This is a genomic window from Arthrobacter sp. JDC6, assembly GCF_056484025.1.
In genome coordinates this window covers 1-14,974 of record NZ_JBWHZN010000002.1, presented here as the reverse complement: position 1 = coordinate 14,974, position 14,974 = coordinate 1, and the positions used below count along the sequence as shown (strand labels likewise).

10 protein-coding genes and 1 pseudogene are annotated in these 14,974 nt (G+C 62.7%); 4 read left to right on the top strand and 7 right to left on the bottom strand.

The features are described from left to right. The first annotated feature begins 62 nt into the window (after nt 1–62). The 4 genes from ACV095_RS21020 to ACV095_RS21005 all read left to right on the top strand — a co-directional run bounded on the left by ACV095_RS21020 (nt 63) and on the right by ACV095_RS21005 (nt 5,351). The gene (locus ACV095_RS21020; protein WP_013603158.1) at nt 63–1,292 is read left to right on the top strand and encodes an MFS transporter; all 1,230 of its coding nucleotides are present in this window, start codon (nt 63–65) and stop codon (nt 1,290–1,292) included. Further along, nucleotides 1,282–2,145, top strand: a complete 864-nt coding sequence (locus tag ACV095_RS21015) for an aldo/keto reductase (protein ID WP_011689781.1) — start codon at nt 1,282–1,284, stop codon at nt 2,143–2,145. The genes ACV095_RS21020 and ACV095_RS21015 overlap by 11 nt, the downstream gene beginning before the upstream one ends. Before the next feature lie 318 nt (nt 2,146–2,463). After that, a complete protein-coding gene (locus ACV095_RS21010) occupies nt 2,464–3,708 on the top strand; it encodes an IS110-like element ISArsp3 family transposase (RefSeq protein WP_011689782.1) in 1,245 nt (414 codons plus the stop codon). A 128-nt stretch (nt 3,709–3,836) separates the two neighbouring features. Next, the gene (locus ACV095_RS21005) at nt 3,837–5,351 is read left to right on the top strand and encodes a carboxylesterase/lipase family protein (RefSeq protein ID WP_286404975.1); all 1,515 of its coding nucleotides are present in this window, start codon (nt 3,837–3,839) and stop codon (nt 5,349–5,351) included. A gap of 91 nt (nt 5,352–5,442) precedes the next feature. Here ACV095_RS21005 and ACV095_RS21000 read toward each other — a convergent pair. From ACV095_RS21000 to ACV095_RS20970, 7 genes and pseudogenes are all read right to left on the bottom strand, one after another. Next, nucleotides 5,443–6,340 (bottom strand): IS5 family transposase gene (locus tag ACV095_RS21000; RefSeq protein WP_152683474.1). Its coding sequence is split into 2 segments (ribosomal slippage): nt 5,443–5,988 and nt 5,990–6,340, totalling 897 coding nucleotides; the frame shifts between segments, so codons are not numbered across the junction. A 670-nt stretch (nt 6,341–7,010) separates the two neighbouring features. Further along, the gene (locus tag ACV095_RS20995; RefSeq protein ID WP_286404973.1) at nt 7,011–8,084 is read right to left on the bottom strand and encodes a patatin-like phospholipase family protein; all 1,074 of its coding nucleotides are present in this window, start codon (nt 8,082–8,084) and stop codon (nt 7,011–7,013) included. Beyond that, nucleotides 8,081–10,549, bottom strand: coding sequence for a ThiF family adenylyltransferase (locus tag ACV095_RS20990; protein ID WP_264963368.1), 2,469 nt, complete (start codon nt 10,547–10,549; stop codon nt 8,081–8,083). The genes ACV095_RS20995 and ACV095_RS20990 overlap by 4 nt, the downstream gene beginning before the upstream one ends. After that, nucleotides 10,546–11,859, bottom strand: coding sequence for a ComEC/Rec2 family competence protein (locus tag ACV095_RS20985; protein ID WP_264963369.1), 1,314 nt, complete (start codon nt 11,857–11,859; stop codon nt 10,546–10,548). Before ACV095_RS20985 ends, ACV095_RS20990 begins: the two co-directional genes overlap by 4 nt. Nucleotides 11,860–12,221: 362 nt before the next feature. Next, nucleotides 12,222–12,647, bottom strand: a complete 426-nt coding sequence (locus tag ACV095_RS20980) for a DUF4913 domain-containing protein (protein ID WP_264963370.1) — start codon at nt 12,645–12,647, stop codon at nt 12,222–12,224. Beyond that, nucleotides 12,640–14,409 carry a type IV secretory system conjugative DNA transfer family protein gene (locus tag ACV095_RS20975; RefSeq protein WP_478223499.1) on the bottom strand — a complete coding sequence of 590 codons (1,770 nt, stop codon included), beginning with the start codon at nt 14,407–14,409 and terminating at the stop codon, nt 12,640–12,642. Before ACV095_RS20975 ends, ACV095_RS20980 begins: the two co-directional genes overlap by 8 nt. Further along, nucleotides 14,409–14,973: pseudogene (locus tag ACV095_RS20970) on the bottom strand (ATP/GTP-binding protein); the annotation flags it as partial. The gene ACV095_RS20975 and the pseudogene ACV095_RS20970, both read right to left, overlap by 1 nt. Between the last annotated feature and the right edge of the window lies 1 nt (nt 14,974).

The window sequence follows — 14,974 nt, the reverse complement described above, 5'->3', positions numbered from 1 at the left end:
CCGGCTCTCTAACCGGACTCCGACCCAAGGGCGGCGTGCCATCATCCTGCAAAGGCCAGACCGTGGGCCTGTCCGGCGCTGACAGAATCCTGAGCATTGCCGCGACGGTATTGTTCTCGTTCGCCCTTGGAACCCTGGCAGTGGTGGTGCCGATATTGGCCATTGCCGTGGGGTACAGCACGGTCGAAGTCGGAATGATGGTTGCACTTGCAGCAGTCTCGCAGTTAGTGACCCGGATCTTCCTGGGAGCACTGATGCGCAGGGTCCCAGACAAAGCCCTCCTCGTGGGAGCAGCGCTCATGATTGCCGTCTCGTGCGCTCTGATCGCAGTCTCAGATGCATTGGCAATTTTCGTAGTATCCCAGCTGGTCCAGGGCTCGGCTCGAGCCTTGTTCTGGACCAGCAGCCAGACGCACGCCGTCCGCATGTCGACCTCGTCTGTCAAGGGACTGACTGACGTGAATCTCGCCGCAGGGGTCGGAGCACTGCTGGGGCCTGCACTTGCCGGTTATCTCTGGGAACTTTCGACACCGCTGCCGCTGATCGTGGCGGCAGCGGCAGGATCGGCGGCCGTCATCCCTGCTGCCCTTCTGACTAGGCTTCCTGTGTTCGCTCCGGAGCATGCCACAGGCGGAATAATGGCGCGAGGCCTCTGGCGGCGCCCTGGCGTCGATGCCGCCTGCTGGATGAACGCTGGAGCGGGCGCCTGGAAGAGCCTCTTGGACTCCTACGTTCCCATCGTGCTCTCCCTTGCCGGCCAACCCGTCGCCGTCATCGGAATCCTGGTAGCCATACCCAACGCTGCCGTCCTGGCCGGAAGTGCATCTGCGAGCTGGCTGCGCAGGCGGGGAAACAGGACGTCCCTTCTCACGGGCCTCCTGGCCACGGGGACGGGCTTGGCCGCGGCGGGGCCACTGGCCGGCGCCGCAGTTGCCGCCGCCGCCGCCCTCGCTGTTTCCGGCGTTGGTGCCGGGATCCTCCAGACTGTCGGACCGGCCATAGCTGCAGATGAAGTGCACCCGGAAGAACGCGGGGATGCTCTCTCCCTGACTGGCACGGTACGGGCTTCAGCGCTCTTCCTAACACCGTTTGTGATGGCACTGCTGGTCAGCGTGGTCCCTGTTGCCGCAGCGCTGGTCACGGCCGGCGTCCTCATGACCCTTCCAGCAGCTGGAAGTATCCGCAGAAAAGACCTTCCAGCGCAGATCGCGCCAACAGAATCAGGTCCAGGCAGGCCGCTCCAACAAACTCAGCTTGAAGCTCCCGAGAAAAAGGTGCCCGATGACAACTGAAACGACTGACACCACTGCTTCGGACATTCCCCGGCTGAAATTGCCGCACGGACACACCATTCCCCGGCTTGGCCTCGGAACCTGGCCGATGCTGGAAGACGAGTGCGAAACTGCGGTGCGTTTCGCACTGCAGAGCGGTTACCGCCTGGTCGACACCGCGTTCCAGTACAGAAACGAAGAAGCAGTCGGCCGGGGCATCCGCACCGCCGGCGTCCCCCGATCCGAATTATTTATTTCCAGCAAGTTCAACAAAGAGTCCCACAGCATCGATGGAGTGCAGCGCGCCTACGACGAGAGCCTGCGCAAACTCGGCCTTGACCATCTGGACATGTTCATGTGTCACTGGCCGGTTCCGGCCTTGGGCAAGTACGTGGACGCCTGGAAGGGCCTTGTGAAGTTGCTGGAGGAGGGCCGTGTAAAAGCCATTGGAGTTTCAAATTTCAAACCAGCCCACCTGAAGGACATTATCGATGCAACGGGAGTAGTTCCGGACGTAAACCAGATCCAACTGAGCCCCGACCTTGCCCGGACTGAGCCGCGCGCTGTCCACAGGTTATTGGGAATAGTCACCGAAGCCTGGAGTCCTATCGGTCGGTCCTCCGGTCTGCGGGCGAATCCGCTGATCATCGAGATCGCTCAGCGCCTGGACAAATCTCCAGCCCAAGTCCTGCTGCGGTGGCATGTCCAACAGGACATCGTCCCCATCCCGCAAGCATCCGACCCTCTGTGGCTCAAAGAAAACTTATCCGTTTTCGACTTCTCGCTCACCGCGGGAGAGATGGCCTCGATTCGGAAGTTGGACAGGGGCGAAGAGGCCGCCCGTGATTCTGACTCACCCGAAAATGGCCATTGACTCGGCCTATGCTCCTCTCTCTGAAGTGAGTTTCTCAGGGGCGCTTTCGCTCCGCCGTGGGGGCCGAAAATGTACTGCTGTGGGGAACCTTTGCGGTGTCGGGGCTGCCGGAGCAGACTGAAGAGTGTGTTCCGGTCGACCCCGGTCTCTCTTTAGTGCCGGTGAGCCTGTAAGTGAGTTTGGTGGTGGAGGGCGCAGCTTTTGTCCGCGGGACCGTGGAATGTTGCCGTTGAGCACGAATGTCAGATTTGTTGTTTATCCGCCTTCCCCGGGACACAGACGCCATCTGTTGGACTGTTCGAGGAAGGGTGAGCTCTCATGGAGGTCATTCACCCGCGCTGCGCGGGTGTCGATATTTCAAAGAAGGACGCGAAGGTCTGTGTCCGCATCCAGGGCCGCGGCGGCCGGTCCACCACATCCACCATCACGACCTGGGGTTCGATGACGGGGCAGATCCTGGGGCTAAAGGAACACCTCCTGGACGAGCACGTGGATCTGGTGGTCATGGAGGCCACCGGTGATTACTGGCGCCCCTTCTACTACCTGCTTGAAGACGACGGACTGAACATCATCCTGGTCAATGCCCATGACGCCAGGAACGTCCCGGGCCGCAAAACCGACGTTTCCGACGCTGCCTGGCTTGCCGACCTGGGCGCCCACGGGCTGGTCCGGGCCTCCTTCGTGCCCCCGCCTCCGATCCGTGAACTGCGGGACCTGACCCGGGCCCGGACCATCATCACTCAGGAACGGACCCGGGAAATCCAGCGCCTGGAGAAACTCCTCGAGGACGCCTGCATCAAACTATCCTCGGTAGCTTCGAACATCACCGGGGTCTCCGGACGACTGATCCTCCAAGCACTCATCGACGGGCAGACCGACCCCGCGGCCCTGGCAGAGATGGCCCAACGCCGGCTGCGGTCCAAAATCCCTGAACTCACCCAAGCCCTCAACGGCCGGTTCACCGAACACCACCGCTACATGACCGGACTCTATCTGCACCGGATTGATGCCCACACCGCCGATATCAACGACCTCAGCGCCAGGATCGAGGCGGCGATGGAGCCCTTTCGTTTCGCCCGGGAGCTCCTCGTGAGCATCCCGGGGTTCAGCACCACCATCGCGGAAATCTTCATCGCCGAAACCGGCGCCGACATGAGCGCATTCGCCACCGCAGGGCAGCTGGCATCCTGGGCCGGTACTTCCCCGGGATCCAACGAATCCGCCGGACGGGTCAAATCCACCAAAACACGGCCCGGCAACCGGTACCTCAAAGGTGCCCTGGGCATCGCTGCTCTGTCCTGCGCGAAATCGAAGAACACCTACCTCGGTGCCAGATACCGGCGCATTGCCTCCCGGCGCGGACCCGCCAAAGCCCTCGTCGCCGTCGAACACTCCATCCTCACCGCAGCGTGGCACATGCTCACCACCGGCGAACTCTACAACGACCCCGGCGCCGACTACTTCACCCGGCAGACACCCGTTAAAACCATGGCCCGGGCCGTCAGACAACTAGAATCCCTCGGCTATCAAGTCATTCTCGAACCCCTGCAACAGACCGGATAACACCGCTCACCCCACGCACCCCACCGCACTCACCTAATTTTCATGTCAGAGGGGTTGACGAACGTCACATTTTCAGTCATTCTCTTGAATGCAGAAATATTCTCTGCAAATTATGAAAGGTCGGTTCCATGCTCAACCCGGTGCTAACTCAAACAGGTCCAGTCCAAGGCCGTGAAGATGACGGGGTGCGCAGTTGGCTCGGGATCCCCTACGCCGCGCCGCCCTGGGGCCGGCACCGATTCGCACCGCCCCAGGCCCCTACTCCATGGAGCTCTGTTCGCGATGCCTCCTCGTACGGGCCCCCGGCGCCCCAGGGCCTGCAACTGCCTGGCTCGGAGATCCCGCCGTCAACCGATCCGGCACCTGACTGTCTGACCCTCAACATCTGGGCCCCGAGTGCAGCTCCAGAGGCATTGCCGGTCATGGTGTGGTTCCACGGCGGAGCCTACCTCGCCGGGGCAGGTTCAGAACGGGCGTACAACGGGACCGCACTGGTCCGCGAGGGCGTCCTGGTTGTCACCGTGAACTACCGGATGGGTGTGGACGGCTTCGGACAGATCGACGGCGCCGTTTCCAACCGCGGGATCCTCGACCAGATCGCGGCACTGGAATGGGTGCGGGACAACATTGCCGGCTTCGGAGGTGACCCGCAAAAGGTCACAATCTTCGGAGAATCCGCAGGCGCCGGATGTGTCCTGGCCCTGCTAACCATGCCACGCGCCCGCAATCTGTTCCATCGGGCCATCGCCCAGAGTATTCCTCGGATGTTCGTCTCCCCACCACTCGCGCACTCGGTCACCCAGGCCGTCGCCGCCGCAGCCGGCATCGAAGGAACAGCAGATGCACGCACCCTTGCGACGTTGACTCCTCAGACGCTGGCCGACGCAACGCGGCTGGTCATCAGCACCATGGGAAACCGCGCCGACGAATGGGGTACCCTCGCCTACACTTCCTCGTCGTTTGGGCCGATCTTTGGGCCGATCGTGGACGGAGACACGATGCCGGAGGACCCATGGACGGCGCTTCGAAATGGCGCCGCCCGCGAAATACCCATAATCACCGGCCATACCCGCGACGAATACCGTCTTTTCACCGCCCAACAAAAGCGGTTTAGCATCACCACGGAAGAAGCGGACACCGCCCTGCACATCTTCGCACCCAACGGAGACGCCGACGGCTACCGCGCCATTATGCCGCAAGCAGAACCCGGGGAGCTCTACGAAAAGGTCAATACCGACTACCTGTTCCTCGCCCCTACACTGCAGGCTGCCATGGCCGGCGCCGACGCCGGGGGACACGTGTTCGTCTACGAGCTGTGCATCGACCCGGTAGGGGGCATGGGCTCCCCGCACGCCATTGACTTGCCCTTGACCTTCAACACCCTGGACACCGGAATGGGAGCGCTGATCCCGGAGCCAACTGACTCAGTGATCGAATCCGGCATCCGGATGCGCAGCGCATGGACCCGCTTCGCCGCAACCGGAAACCCGGGATGGCCGCAGTGGGGCCCAGACCAGTCGGTACAGATATGGGGCGGCGAGAACCCTGTGGTGCGCTACCCCGAATCGGAACGGCTTGAACTGTCCCTGACGGATAGTTGCGGCGCCCTCGAGCTATTGCAACATCAAGAGCTGGGCCGGTGAACGCCCAACCAGGACGCCGCCACCGCTTTCATCCTTACCCGGCCCCGTGATTCACACGATCGAACGCTGCGCAGGAATTCTTCCTCGTTCGCTAGGGCGTGTCTCCTAAAGCTGTCAGCCAGATGATGATTGCCCGGAGAACTGCTCCGCCGCGGTAAGTCAGGGCGAGCTTGTCATAGCGGGTCGCCAGGGCCCGCCATTGCTTGAAGATGTTGAAGTTTCGTTCGACGACATTTCGGCCCTTGTAGTCCTCTTTGTCGAAGGCAGGCGGCCTGCCACCGGTGGAACCTCGTCGCTTTCGGTGGCCAATCTGGTCGGACGGTTGCGGGATGACTGCGGTAATACCGCGGTCGCGGAGGTGGGTTCGGATCGCTCTCGAGGAGTAGGCCTTGTCACCGCGGACGCGGTCCGGGCGGGTTCTGGGTCTGCCCTGACCCGCCCGGTTGATCTTCAGCTGGTTCATGAGGTGGGCGAACATCGGCGCGTCCCCGCCCTGGCCCGGAGCGACTAGCAGAACCAAGGGCCTGCCTTTGCCATCAACCAAGGCGTGAATCTTGGTGCTCAATCCGCCCCGGGACCGTCCAACCGCATGATCGTCCGGCTCAGCAAACAGATTCATGTAATTCGAACCGGCCCCCTGTGGTGCGCGGCAGGTTGGTGCCGTGCTGGTGGGCACGGTTCACCGTCGAATCGACCGAGACCGACCAATCCACTTCACCCTGAGAGTCCGCGACCGTCAGCAATGCAGCCAGGATGCTGTCCCACGTTCCGTCACCGCTATAGCGACGGTGACGCTTCCAAATGGTCTGCCACGGACCGAACTCGGCAGGCACATCCCGCCACGCGATCCCGCACCGATACCGGTAAATGATGCCCTCGACCACGCGCCGGTCATCCCGGAAAGGACGACCCCGACGACCATCAGAGGACGGCAACAACGGCTGGATGCGGGCCCACTGCCCATCGGTCAAAACAGAAGTACGCGACACCCATCAAGCATCCCGGCTAAACCAACTTGAATTTAGGAGACACGCCCTAGTCGAGAACGGTGCGGATGTGGCTCCGACCGCAAATGTGCCACAAGCTGTGGCACTTGCTACGTTGTCGCAATGATTCCCAGGCGCGCACGATCGCCGTCATGTACTTCAGGTTGCGGGCAGAGATCCATTTCATGTGGCAAACCGGAAAACCGCATGTTTCAGATTGATTCATCTGGTGGTATTCGCAGAGTACTAGACGACATATGGTTCTTATCGGCCAGTTCCGACTCATCGGTTTAAACAGAGGGCCTATCCATTATGCCTGTTTTGGCCACGCTGTTGTCAACAACGGCTAGTTACATCTCCTACTGCAGTTCTTGCGCTACGCGGTCCTTCAGAACTCCGATCAGACTGAACTACACCCCAACCTGACGTCAGGCAGCAAGGACAAAAGCGTCAGAATAGGGCCCCGACCAGCCAATTGGCACACTTCGACGGAAGGGTCTAGATTCCAACCGGACGGTTACGCTGGCGAACCCTCCTGCCCAAGGGATGCCCGATCTCTCTGTTTTGTGCAGAAACTGTTGGCACAAACTCCGCTGGTCCGACACCCAGCAGCCCCGGGCAGGTCTACGGCCGCGGGAACAAGGAACGGGAACAAGCAGCTAGGGGTAGCAAACTATCCTCCAAGGTCGGGGGTGTAGTTGTTGAGCAGCGTCCGAGTGAGCTGTTCCCCGCGGATCGCAATGGCGTCCAAATCAACATCCCTCATTGGAGCGAAGTTCGTCGGATAATTTTGGACTCTTGCGCGTGGGACGAGGTCCGCCAAGGGCATTGGCAGCCGCTCATCTCGCATGCCGAGGTAGACGTGAACAATGCCCTTTACCTCCGCGTGCTCGCGGGCCAAGTGAATCCGGCTTCGGGCAGAGTCCTGAGATTTTGTGTGTGTGATGTCAAAACTTTGGGCGAGCCTGCCGGCCATGAATCGAGCCGCGGAACGCTCAGTACGTCCGCGTCCGGCGTCGACGGCGACAATGTAATCGAGATCGAATACGTGGGAACTGTACTTGGTTGAGCGGCCAGGGAGTAAGGGAGCAAGGCCAAGGTTGTCGTATACACCACCGTCGGTCAAAGACAATCGCTCGCTACGTCGATCACCGTCTCTACCAAGGAATTCGTAACTTCGGCACAAAGCGGGAAGTAAAACTGGGAACGCCGCTGAGGCTGCGACTGCTTCCGCAACAGTTACCTCATCGAGGATTGTCCCGAACGGCGAAGATGCGCTGAGAGCGCTGCCGAATCGCACTGCGTTACCGGTTCTCATGTCTGTGGACGAAATCACGGTCTCGATGCCTGCATGGGTCACATCAGTGATGAGCTTGGCTCCGAAATTACGCGACGACAGGGCATCGACGAGTGCATCAGTGCGGGAATAGGAGCGCCCCTCCTTCGAGGCAAGTGCCCGGACAGCGCTGGCGATTGCACGCCCCGCTGCCCGTGGCGTGAAGGCACGTCGAGCAAGCTCAGTTTGGAGTCCCCCACGCAGGAGCGTAGTGACGGAGTCGTCAAACTCATCGAATCGTTCCGGTCCGTAAGCCCACATCGCAGCGAGGAGGCTCCCCCCACTGATGCCCGAAACGACAGTCACCTGGGGAAGAAGATTGCGATCGTGAAGGGCTCGTAGGCTGCCGAGGCCGAACGCTGTTGCGCGAAAGCCGCCCCCAGACAACGCGAGTCCAATCCTCGGGCTCATTGGTCCCTGCCGATCCCTGCGCGTTCTCCGGCACCCGTAGGGAATTGCCCTGTTGGATAGGTATATCCCCCAGGGAACCAGGCACCCGAAGAGGTGAGGAACGGCGCGACCATTCCCTCCTGTCGGCTGGCGGGGTTCCGATTGATCACCCGGGCGTAAATGTTGGGCAGGGTCCCGCTATCGAGCCAACCCTCCCAAATAGGAGCATTACCCCCGAGGATGAGCATTAGCGCACGGCGGCTGCCACCGTCCATCGCGACGATGTCGGCCATGCCTTCCTCGTCCCTGTCGCTGGGGGAGGCGACTCCGTAAGGATGCGTGTGCCACATGCCCACAAACCCGACCCGATTCGCAGTGGCGGTGCTAAGGGAGGTAACGATTTCTTGTGTTCCTTCTGTACCGTGATCGAAGTATGCAGCCGAAAGGTGGCTGTCCGGTGAAGGACCTGCGACCGTGTCGATGAGGACCGTCTGCGTCGCTTCGTCAAAACTCCCCAGCAGCATCCCGCCAGTTTCGATCCGTCCGCCGCGGACTCTGCGCCCACGACGGGTTTCTGTGCGCAACTCCGCTAGGGCGCGAGCGTTAATGCGGACCTCATAATTTCCGGTCTTGTCTGGGAGGATCACGTCATTTCTCCACCCGAGGCGTACGGGTCGCGGGCCCCTCACTTCAGGGGAGAGGTCGCAGCCAATTGCGGTCATGGGTTCAGCGTCCGTGCTGGCAAGGACTGAGACCGCGGAGACGAGTAGCGCTGAGGCAAGTGCTGCTGTCTCTGCGGCGGAACCAGTGAACGTGGGGGCGGAGCAGCCCGGTTCGGGGAAGAACCGCTCGGTTCGTGGCGGATTTGGGAAGAGATCGTCGGCGAGGTCCTTCCATCCGGCAGGTGCCGTGATAGCGGTATCGATGGAAAGGCGGCGGAGGATGTCGTGGCCGCTTCCGGTCGCTCCCGGCAGGGAGATTGTGGCCACACCACGTTGTGCTGTGTGCCCGAACAGCGCACTGATGGTCGCCGGCCACTCGGCGCGGATGGCTCCACGGGCTCGTTCAATACCGACGCGAACACCGATGTCAGCTGTTGCGTCGACGATGAGATCGTACTGGAGCAGGTCTGCAGGGTCGGTAAGTGTCCCTGTCACGATGTTCGCGCTTGAGCTTGTCACTGTCAGGTCGTGCCGGATTCGAGACAACCGGGTCGCGAGGCGTTCGGCCTTGTTGTAGCCGATGTCCGCGTCTTCGTATGGCTGCCGGAGGAGGATTCCGGGTGTGACTGCTCCCTTGTCAATCACATGGAGCTGCGCGACTCCTGCCCGGATGCATTGTTCAGCGATCGGTGCTCCGAGGGCTCCGCAACCCAGCACCAGTACCCTTTTGCCGGCCAGCCACTGGAGAGGTGAGCCGGCATCTCGACGCCGCGTCACTTCTGGGCGGGCTTCGTGGATGACCATCCACTGCAGCCTGGCGAAGCCGAGCCAGTCATGGGCCAATTTTCGCACCCGTGCGGCGAGCTCAACGTGCTCTGGACTGACCTCTTGGAGTAGGTCGGTGATGTCCGCGCCGAGGTCATCAAGATGCCAGGCTGTGATATGCGCGAGGAGTACTCCCGGTTCGAGGCGGCGCGCGGGTGTCCCCAGCAGCATCATCGCCGGTACGGCGTCATCGCCCTCAAGTGTCACGCCGATGGCTTTGTTGATTATCCGGGCGTTGACGAGGACCCGTAGGAGTTCGTCGCGGTTGAGGCCGTAGGTGTCGAGGGCGCCTGCGAGGAGTGCAGCCGTGGTTGGGTACTCCATTTCGAGGGTGTCGCTGATCAGCACGAGCGGCGCAGCGAAGTACGCTACGCCGTTCTCGCCCTGCGCGCGCAGGTCGTCTGCAACGAGCCGGTCAATGATCTGTTGCCTGGTAAGCCATTCGAGGACGTCAATCCGCTTACCGCGTTTCGCGCACCATGCGTAGAGGAGTTTCACTCGTTCTGGTCCGGCGTTTGTCCAGGGCACAAGATCTCCCAAGTCCGGGCGGACAACGACCCAGCCGTGCTTGTATGAGTGGTATGCGACTGGTGGGTGCAGTGGCCGTCCAGCCGGGTCCAGCTCGCCGGCTGCAGCGCGTTGAAGCCACAGATTTAGTCTTGCGATCAACCCGCGCATTCCGTCGGCCGGGTTCCATTCCACGGAAGGTGCCGCGTACAGGCAGAGGTGGCGTCCCCATTGGACGTGGGGTGTTCCTGCCCACCGTCGATGCGCGACGTTGACGTCCGGGTGCAAGTCGGGGAAGGACGGGCCGACGATGATTTCGAACCGTTCCCGTGCGCGCAACCGGATTCCGCCATTGGCGGTCTCGATCCCTGACGTGTCGAGCGAGACCGTGAGAGTGGTCAGGCCGCTCTCGGTTACAGTTCCCAGCAGCTGGATAGCACCGTCGCTGATTTCCGCAAGTTCGGTAAGCTGCCGTTGCGCGAGTTCGCTCAACGACCGAACCCGACCGGCGTCTCCGGTGCATGCCGGCCGCCCCGGTCAGAGGTCACGGCCGCGTCTACCCGCTCGGGGCCAGCAACGACCGTGGTGGCCGCAGCCGACCGCGGAATCTTGTTCGCCACCGCTACGGCGGCCGCGGTGACGGCAGCGAACCGCCGGCCGACTGCCGATGCTGCGAGTTCTGCCGCGGCCTCGGATGCTGCCGACTTGACGAGGTCGCCGCGGATGATGCGGGCACCAGCCGCATCGACACCAAACACAACCGGGGAGGGCGCTCCCTCATCCACCCATGACATTGTGCAGATGACCTCATCGGAGATCTCCGCGTATCGGTCAGCCGCCATCTTGTGCGGAGGATTGTTCCCGTCGACGTCTACATCCGGGAACACCGCGCTGCTACACACAACGGTCCCGCCAGGACGTGCGTTGCGCTCGAATGCATTGAGCACATCCATCTGGAGCTGCTCCGTGCCCTCGGCATCCCTCTTGTACATCACCCGCTTGGAGCAATGATGCGGTGCCAGCAGCAAATCCCACGCGAGGTACTGCTCACGGTTGTAGTACTCGCTGTAATCGAAGACCTTCATGATCGTGTCATGGGCAAGGTCGCCGAACAGCAGCACTTTCCCATCAACACCCGTTTCGTCCGTCAACGTAACCTGCATCGACAGAGAGGTCTCGTTTCGAGCGGCGGCTGCGTCGTCCCTAAAGGGGGCGTGGATAAACGCCTCGAACACGCCGGCGCACTCGTTTCCATCAAGCATCGTCAGCGACTGGCCGGGCCAGGCCAGATATTCTTCGGGCAACTCGCTGTAGGCATGCGAGCTTTGCTCATCGTCATAGCCGACAACACGAATTCGATCGCCACTCGCCGGGACGCCACCAGCGCTCACGGCCTTCATCGTGGCCTCGATTCGCCGCTCCGACTCCTCACGGAACGCAACAGCGTCGCTGCACAGCTCCGGAGCGTCAGGGTCGTTGTACTCGCGCCAGAGGCGCGGTGTCGCCCACAACTCCCCAATCGTCACCTGCTGCAGGAGGTCAGCGAAACCCAGGCAGTGGTCCTTGTCGGCATGGGTTAGTACAAACGTCGCGAGATAAGGCTTGCCCCCGACCGCTGGGAGCGCCTCGACAAGACGGTCCACCACCGCAACCTCGGGTGTGTCATCATCGTCCGCCTTCGCCATATCGTGAATGTCAACCTGCATCACGACCAGATCGTCAACTACCACCGTGGTGCTGTCTCCGGTACCAACCGGCCAGAACACCACTCCGCGGGCAGGAAGCCCCTCGAACTCACTCATGCGGCGCCTTTCTTCTCCAGGTCATCGGACGTGACTCCGGGCGTAGCACCTACCGTACCGGCAGGCTCCGACAGTTAGACGAGGAAAGCCACGCCTGACGAAGCCTTTCGCTACCGGCGGACTTGGACCAGCGAATGGCCGGGGTAAGCATCCACGTCCGGTAAATCGGCGCTCCGGTTCAGAACCCGTCTGGACTGCTTTTCCGCTGCCCGCAGGCGGGGGACAATCCTGGTGGGTTATCCACCGCTACTTCTGCTGAGGGAGCTTTCCTGGTGGCTCCCGGTTTTCAGCCGTGGATAACCCGGATTGACCCCAACTGTGGACAGCTCGCGAGGTCACCTTGAGCGTTGGAAACAGCCGGTTTAGAACAGCCCTGCGGGTGGTTCCTCGCAGGGCAGCGGGGCGAGTTTGGAGCGGTGGCCTTCGTCCGGGGTGCAGCCTTTAAATGGGCCGTCTGTTGAGAGCAGGACGGACATGTGGTGGTCTGCGTGGTCGCGCCACCAGACGCTCATCCCCGTGGTGCCGTCCAGGCGCAGGAATTCCCAGGCGCGCCAGAGCGCTTCGAGGCGGCTAATGGCTTCGGCGTGCTTCCACCATTGCGGGCACCAGGTCACCCCGCCTTGGACGTTCAGTTGCCGGCGGTAGCTCGTGGCCAGCTTGTTGCTGACGAATTCGGCGACATTCGGGTAGAACAACTCAGGAGCTTGCGCGTCCTCCTCGGTCGACTCCGTCGCGCCGGCCGAATTGTCGTCCGGCTCTTCGTCCCACTCCCCCAGGCCCTCACTCATGTGAGGCGCCCGCGGCGATCCACCGGTTCCCGGCCGCGACCGCCGGCTTGTTCGCGGGGTCGTGTGCGGCGATGGAGGCCCGGACCGCGTCAGCTTGCGGTCCGCTCATCCAGGGCACCGTTTCCAGCAGCGCCGCGGGGGTGCCGGAGGCGAACATGATGGCCCGGCCGCGAGGAAAGGCGGCCAGGTCCGAGACGTCCAGGGTGCGTTCCTTGCGGTCGTCGTCGCGGCTGTAGGAGGTGCCTTGTTTGGAGCGGCTTCTGGTCATGTTGGAGTACCTGTACTCCCCCACGAGCTGGGCAAGCTCGTTGAGGAATTCGGCTTCGGCGACGCCGCCGCCGTAGACCTTGATGTTGGAGGCGCTCCAGAGTTTGCGCATCCCGTCGCGTCCCCAAACTTCAACGCCTTGGGACCAGGATTGGAGGATGGTCATCAGGACGATGCCGCGGGATCCGTAGTGGCTGTAAAGGTTCGGGAGCTCCCGCCAGCGGCAGACGTTGGCTGCTTCGTCCAGGACACCGACCATGGGTGTGGCGAGCCGGCCGCCGGGCGAGTGGACGGCGAGTTCTTCGGCGGCCTCGACAGTGGCCACGGTCAGCGCGGTCACGAGCGGGCCGGCGGTGCCTTTGCCTTCCTTGGACAGGCTGTACAGGGTGCCTTTGGAGCGGACGAATGCTGCAGGGTCGAACTGCGGCCGGGTGTCGTTGTCGCCCTGCGGGGTGACCCAGCGGGCGACTTGGCGGTTGGTGAGGCAGGAGGCCATCTGCAGTGCCGTGCCGTACACGCCGCCGCGCTGTTTTTCGGGGGCGTTGATGACGCCGCCGACGGCGTTGGCGGTCTGGGTGAAGCCGTGGGATTTGAGGATGTCCACCGCTTCATCGTCAGCCGGTCGGGTCAGCCAGGTGTGGACCTGCGTGATCGGCCGGCTGTCGAGGGCGGCGGCGAGGAGGAGCCCGGCGAGGAGGTCCTGGCCGGCGGGGTCGAAGTAGGCGTCGGTTTTGGCGTCGGGGCCACGGGAACCGGCGGCGAAGTGGTCGGCCAGGCGTGCTGCTTTCACCTCGTCGGTGACGTAGGACAGGGGGTTCCACCACCACGTGGGTTCCTCGAGGGCGACGGACTGCGGGTCGAACACCCATACGGGGCCGTCGGCGGCGCGGACGTCGCGGGTTCCGTCGACGATGTCCCGCTTGTTCGAGGTCACCAGCGCCGCTCCCGGGGCGGCGAGGATCGCCGGGATCGCCCGGGATGTCGTCTTGCCTGTGCGGGGTCCCCAGATGTCGATGTGCATGTCTTCCCAGGACCCGTAGACCATCTGTCCGCCGAGGACGGTCTTACCGACCGGGACGCCGGGTGATCCTGTCACGCCGAGGCGTTCGGCGGTGGCGGTGGCACCGCGCAGGCTGAGGGCGCGCAGGTCGCGGCCTTTGGCCATGTGCTGCGCGGCGGCGTCCACCCGGGAACGTTTGGACCGTTTGCGCAGCACCGACCGGACCACCAGGACGGAGACGACGATGATGATGACAGCGAAGCCGATCAGGACCCAGGTTGCGGCCGGGGGCCAGGTGACCTTCTGGGAGATCAGGCCGAAGACCAGTTCAAACGGGTTCGCCGGCAGCTTCTGGCCATCACGGGAGAGCATCGATCCCAGGTGTACGGCGCCGGTCACCGAGCCAACACCAAGCACCACGGCCGTGATTAACACCCACAGCAGGACCGTTTCGGTGTCGAGCCGGGAGCGTTTGCCGCTGCTTGGTGCGCCCATCAGTTCGCCCCCTCGCCGGTGTTGTTGATCGTCCAGCGTTTGTTGGTGTCGTGCAGCCGTTCTTCGACGCTGGTGAGTTTGAGTGCGACCGGGATTCCGGGGCGGCCGCCGACTTTGAAGAGGAATTTGCCCAGGCCCGGGCGGACGCGTTTGCGGGAGCCGCCGACGTCGGTCCATGATCCCGGGTCGGCCCAGGAGATGAGGCGGGCCTGTTCGGCCCTGGAGAGGGTGACGGCTTTGTTGAGTTTTTCCATTTCGGCCCCGGGCAGGGCGCCGCAGACGACCATGCCGGAGCGTTCGACGAAACCGCGCGCTTTCATCCGTTCGGATTCGGTGGGCAGGGCTTCGAGGTCGCTCATGGTGTGGGTGATCATGGCCTGCCCGACGCCCTCGGTGCGGTTGAGACGGGTGAGGGAGTCGACCCCGGTCGACCATGCCTTCACCGGAGCGCAGGGCCCTCCAGAGTTCGTCCATGACGACGAAGTAGTTCCGGCGTGGTTCCAGGCCGGCGTCGGCCAGGGTGTGGGCGACTTGGACGGTGGCGAACCCGGTTGACCAGCAGGCC

Bases quoted from the DNA above. Each gene is read 5' to 3' on its own strand.
- ACV095_RS21015 (WP_011689781.1), top strand. From the start codon at position 1,282: ATGACAACTGAAACGACTGACACCACTGCTTCGGACATTCCCCGGCTG.
- ACV095_RS20985 (WP_264963369.1), bottom strand. From the start codon at position 11,859: ATGAGTGAGTTCGAGGGGCTTCCTGCCCGCGGAGTGGTGTTCTGGCCG.
- ACV095_RS20995 (WP_286404973.1), bottom strand. From the start codon at position 8,084: ATGAGCCCGAGGATTGGACTCGCGTTGTCTGGGGGCGGCTTTCGCGCA.
- ACV095_RS21005 (WP_286404975.1), top strand. From the start codon at position 3,837: ATGCTCAACCCGGTGCTAACTCAAACAGGTCCAGTCCAAGGCCGTGAA.
- ACV095_RS21010 (WP_011689782.1), top strand. From the start codon at position 2,464: ATGGAGGTCATTCACCCGCGCTGCGCGGGTGTCGATATTTCAAAGAAG.
- ACV095_RS20980 (WP_264963370.1), bottom strand. From the start codon at position 12,647: ATGAGTGAGGGCCTGGGGGAGTGGGACGAAGAGCCGGACGACAATTCG.
- ACV095_RS20975 (WP_478223499.1), bottom strand. From the start codon at position 14,409: ATGGGCGCACCAAGCAGCGGCAAACGCTCCCGGCTCGACACCGAAACG.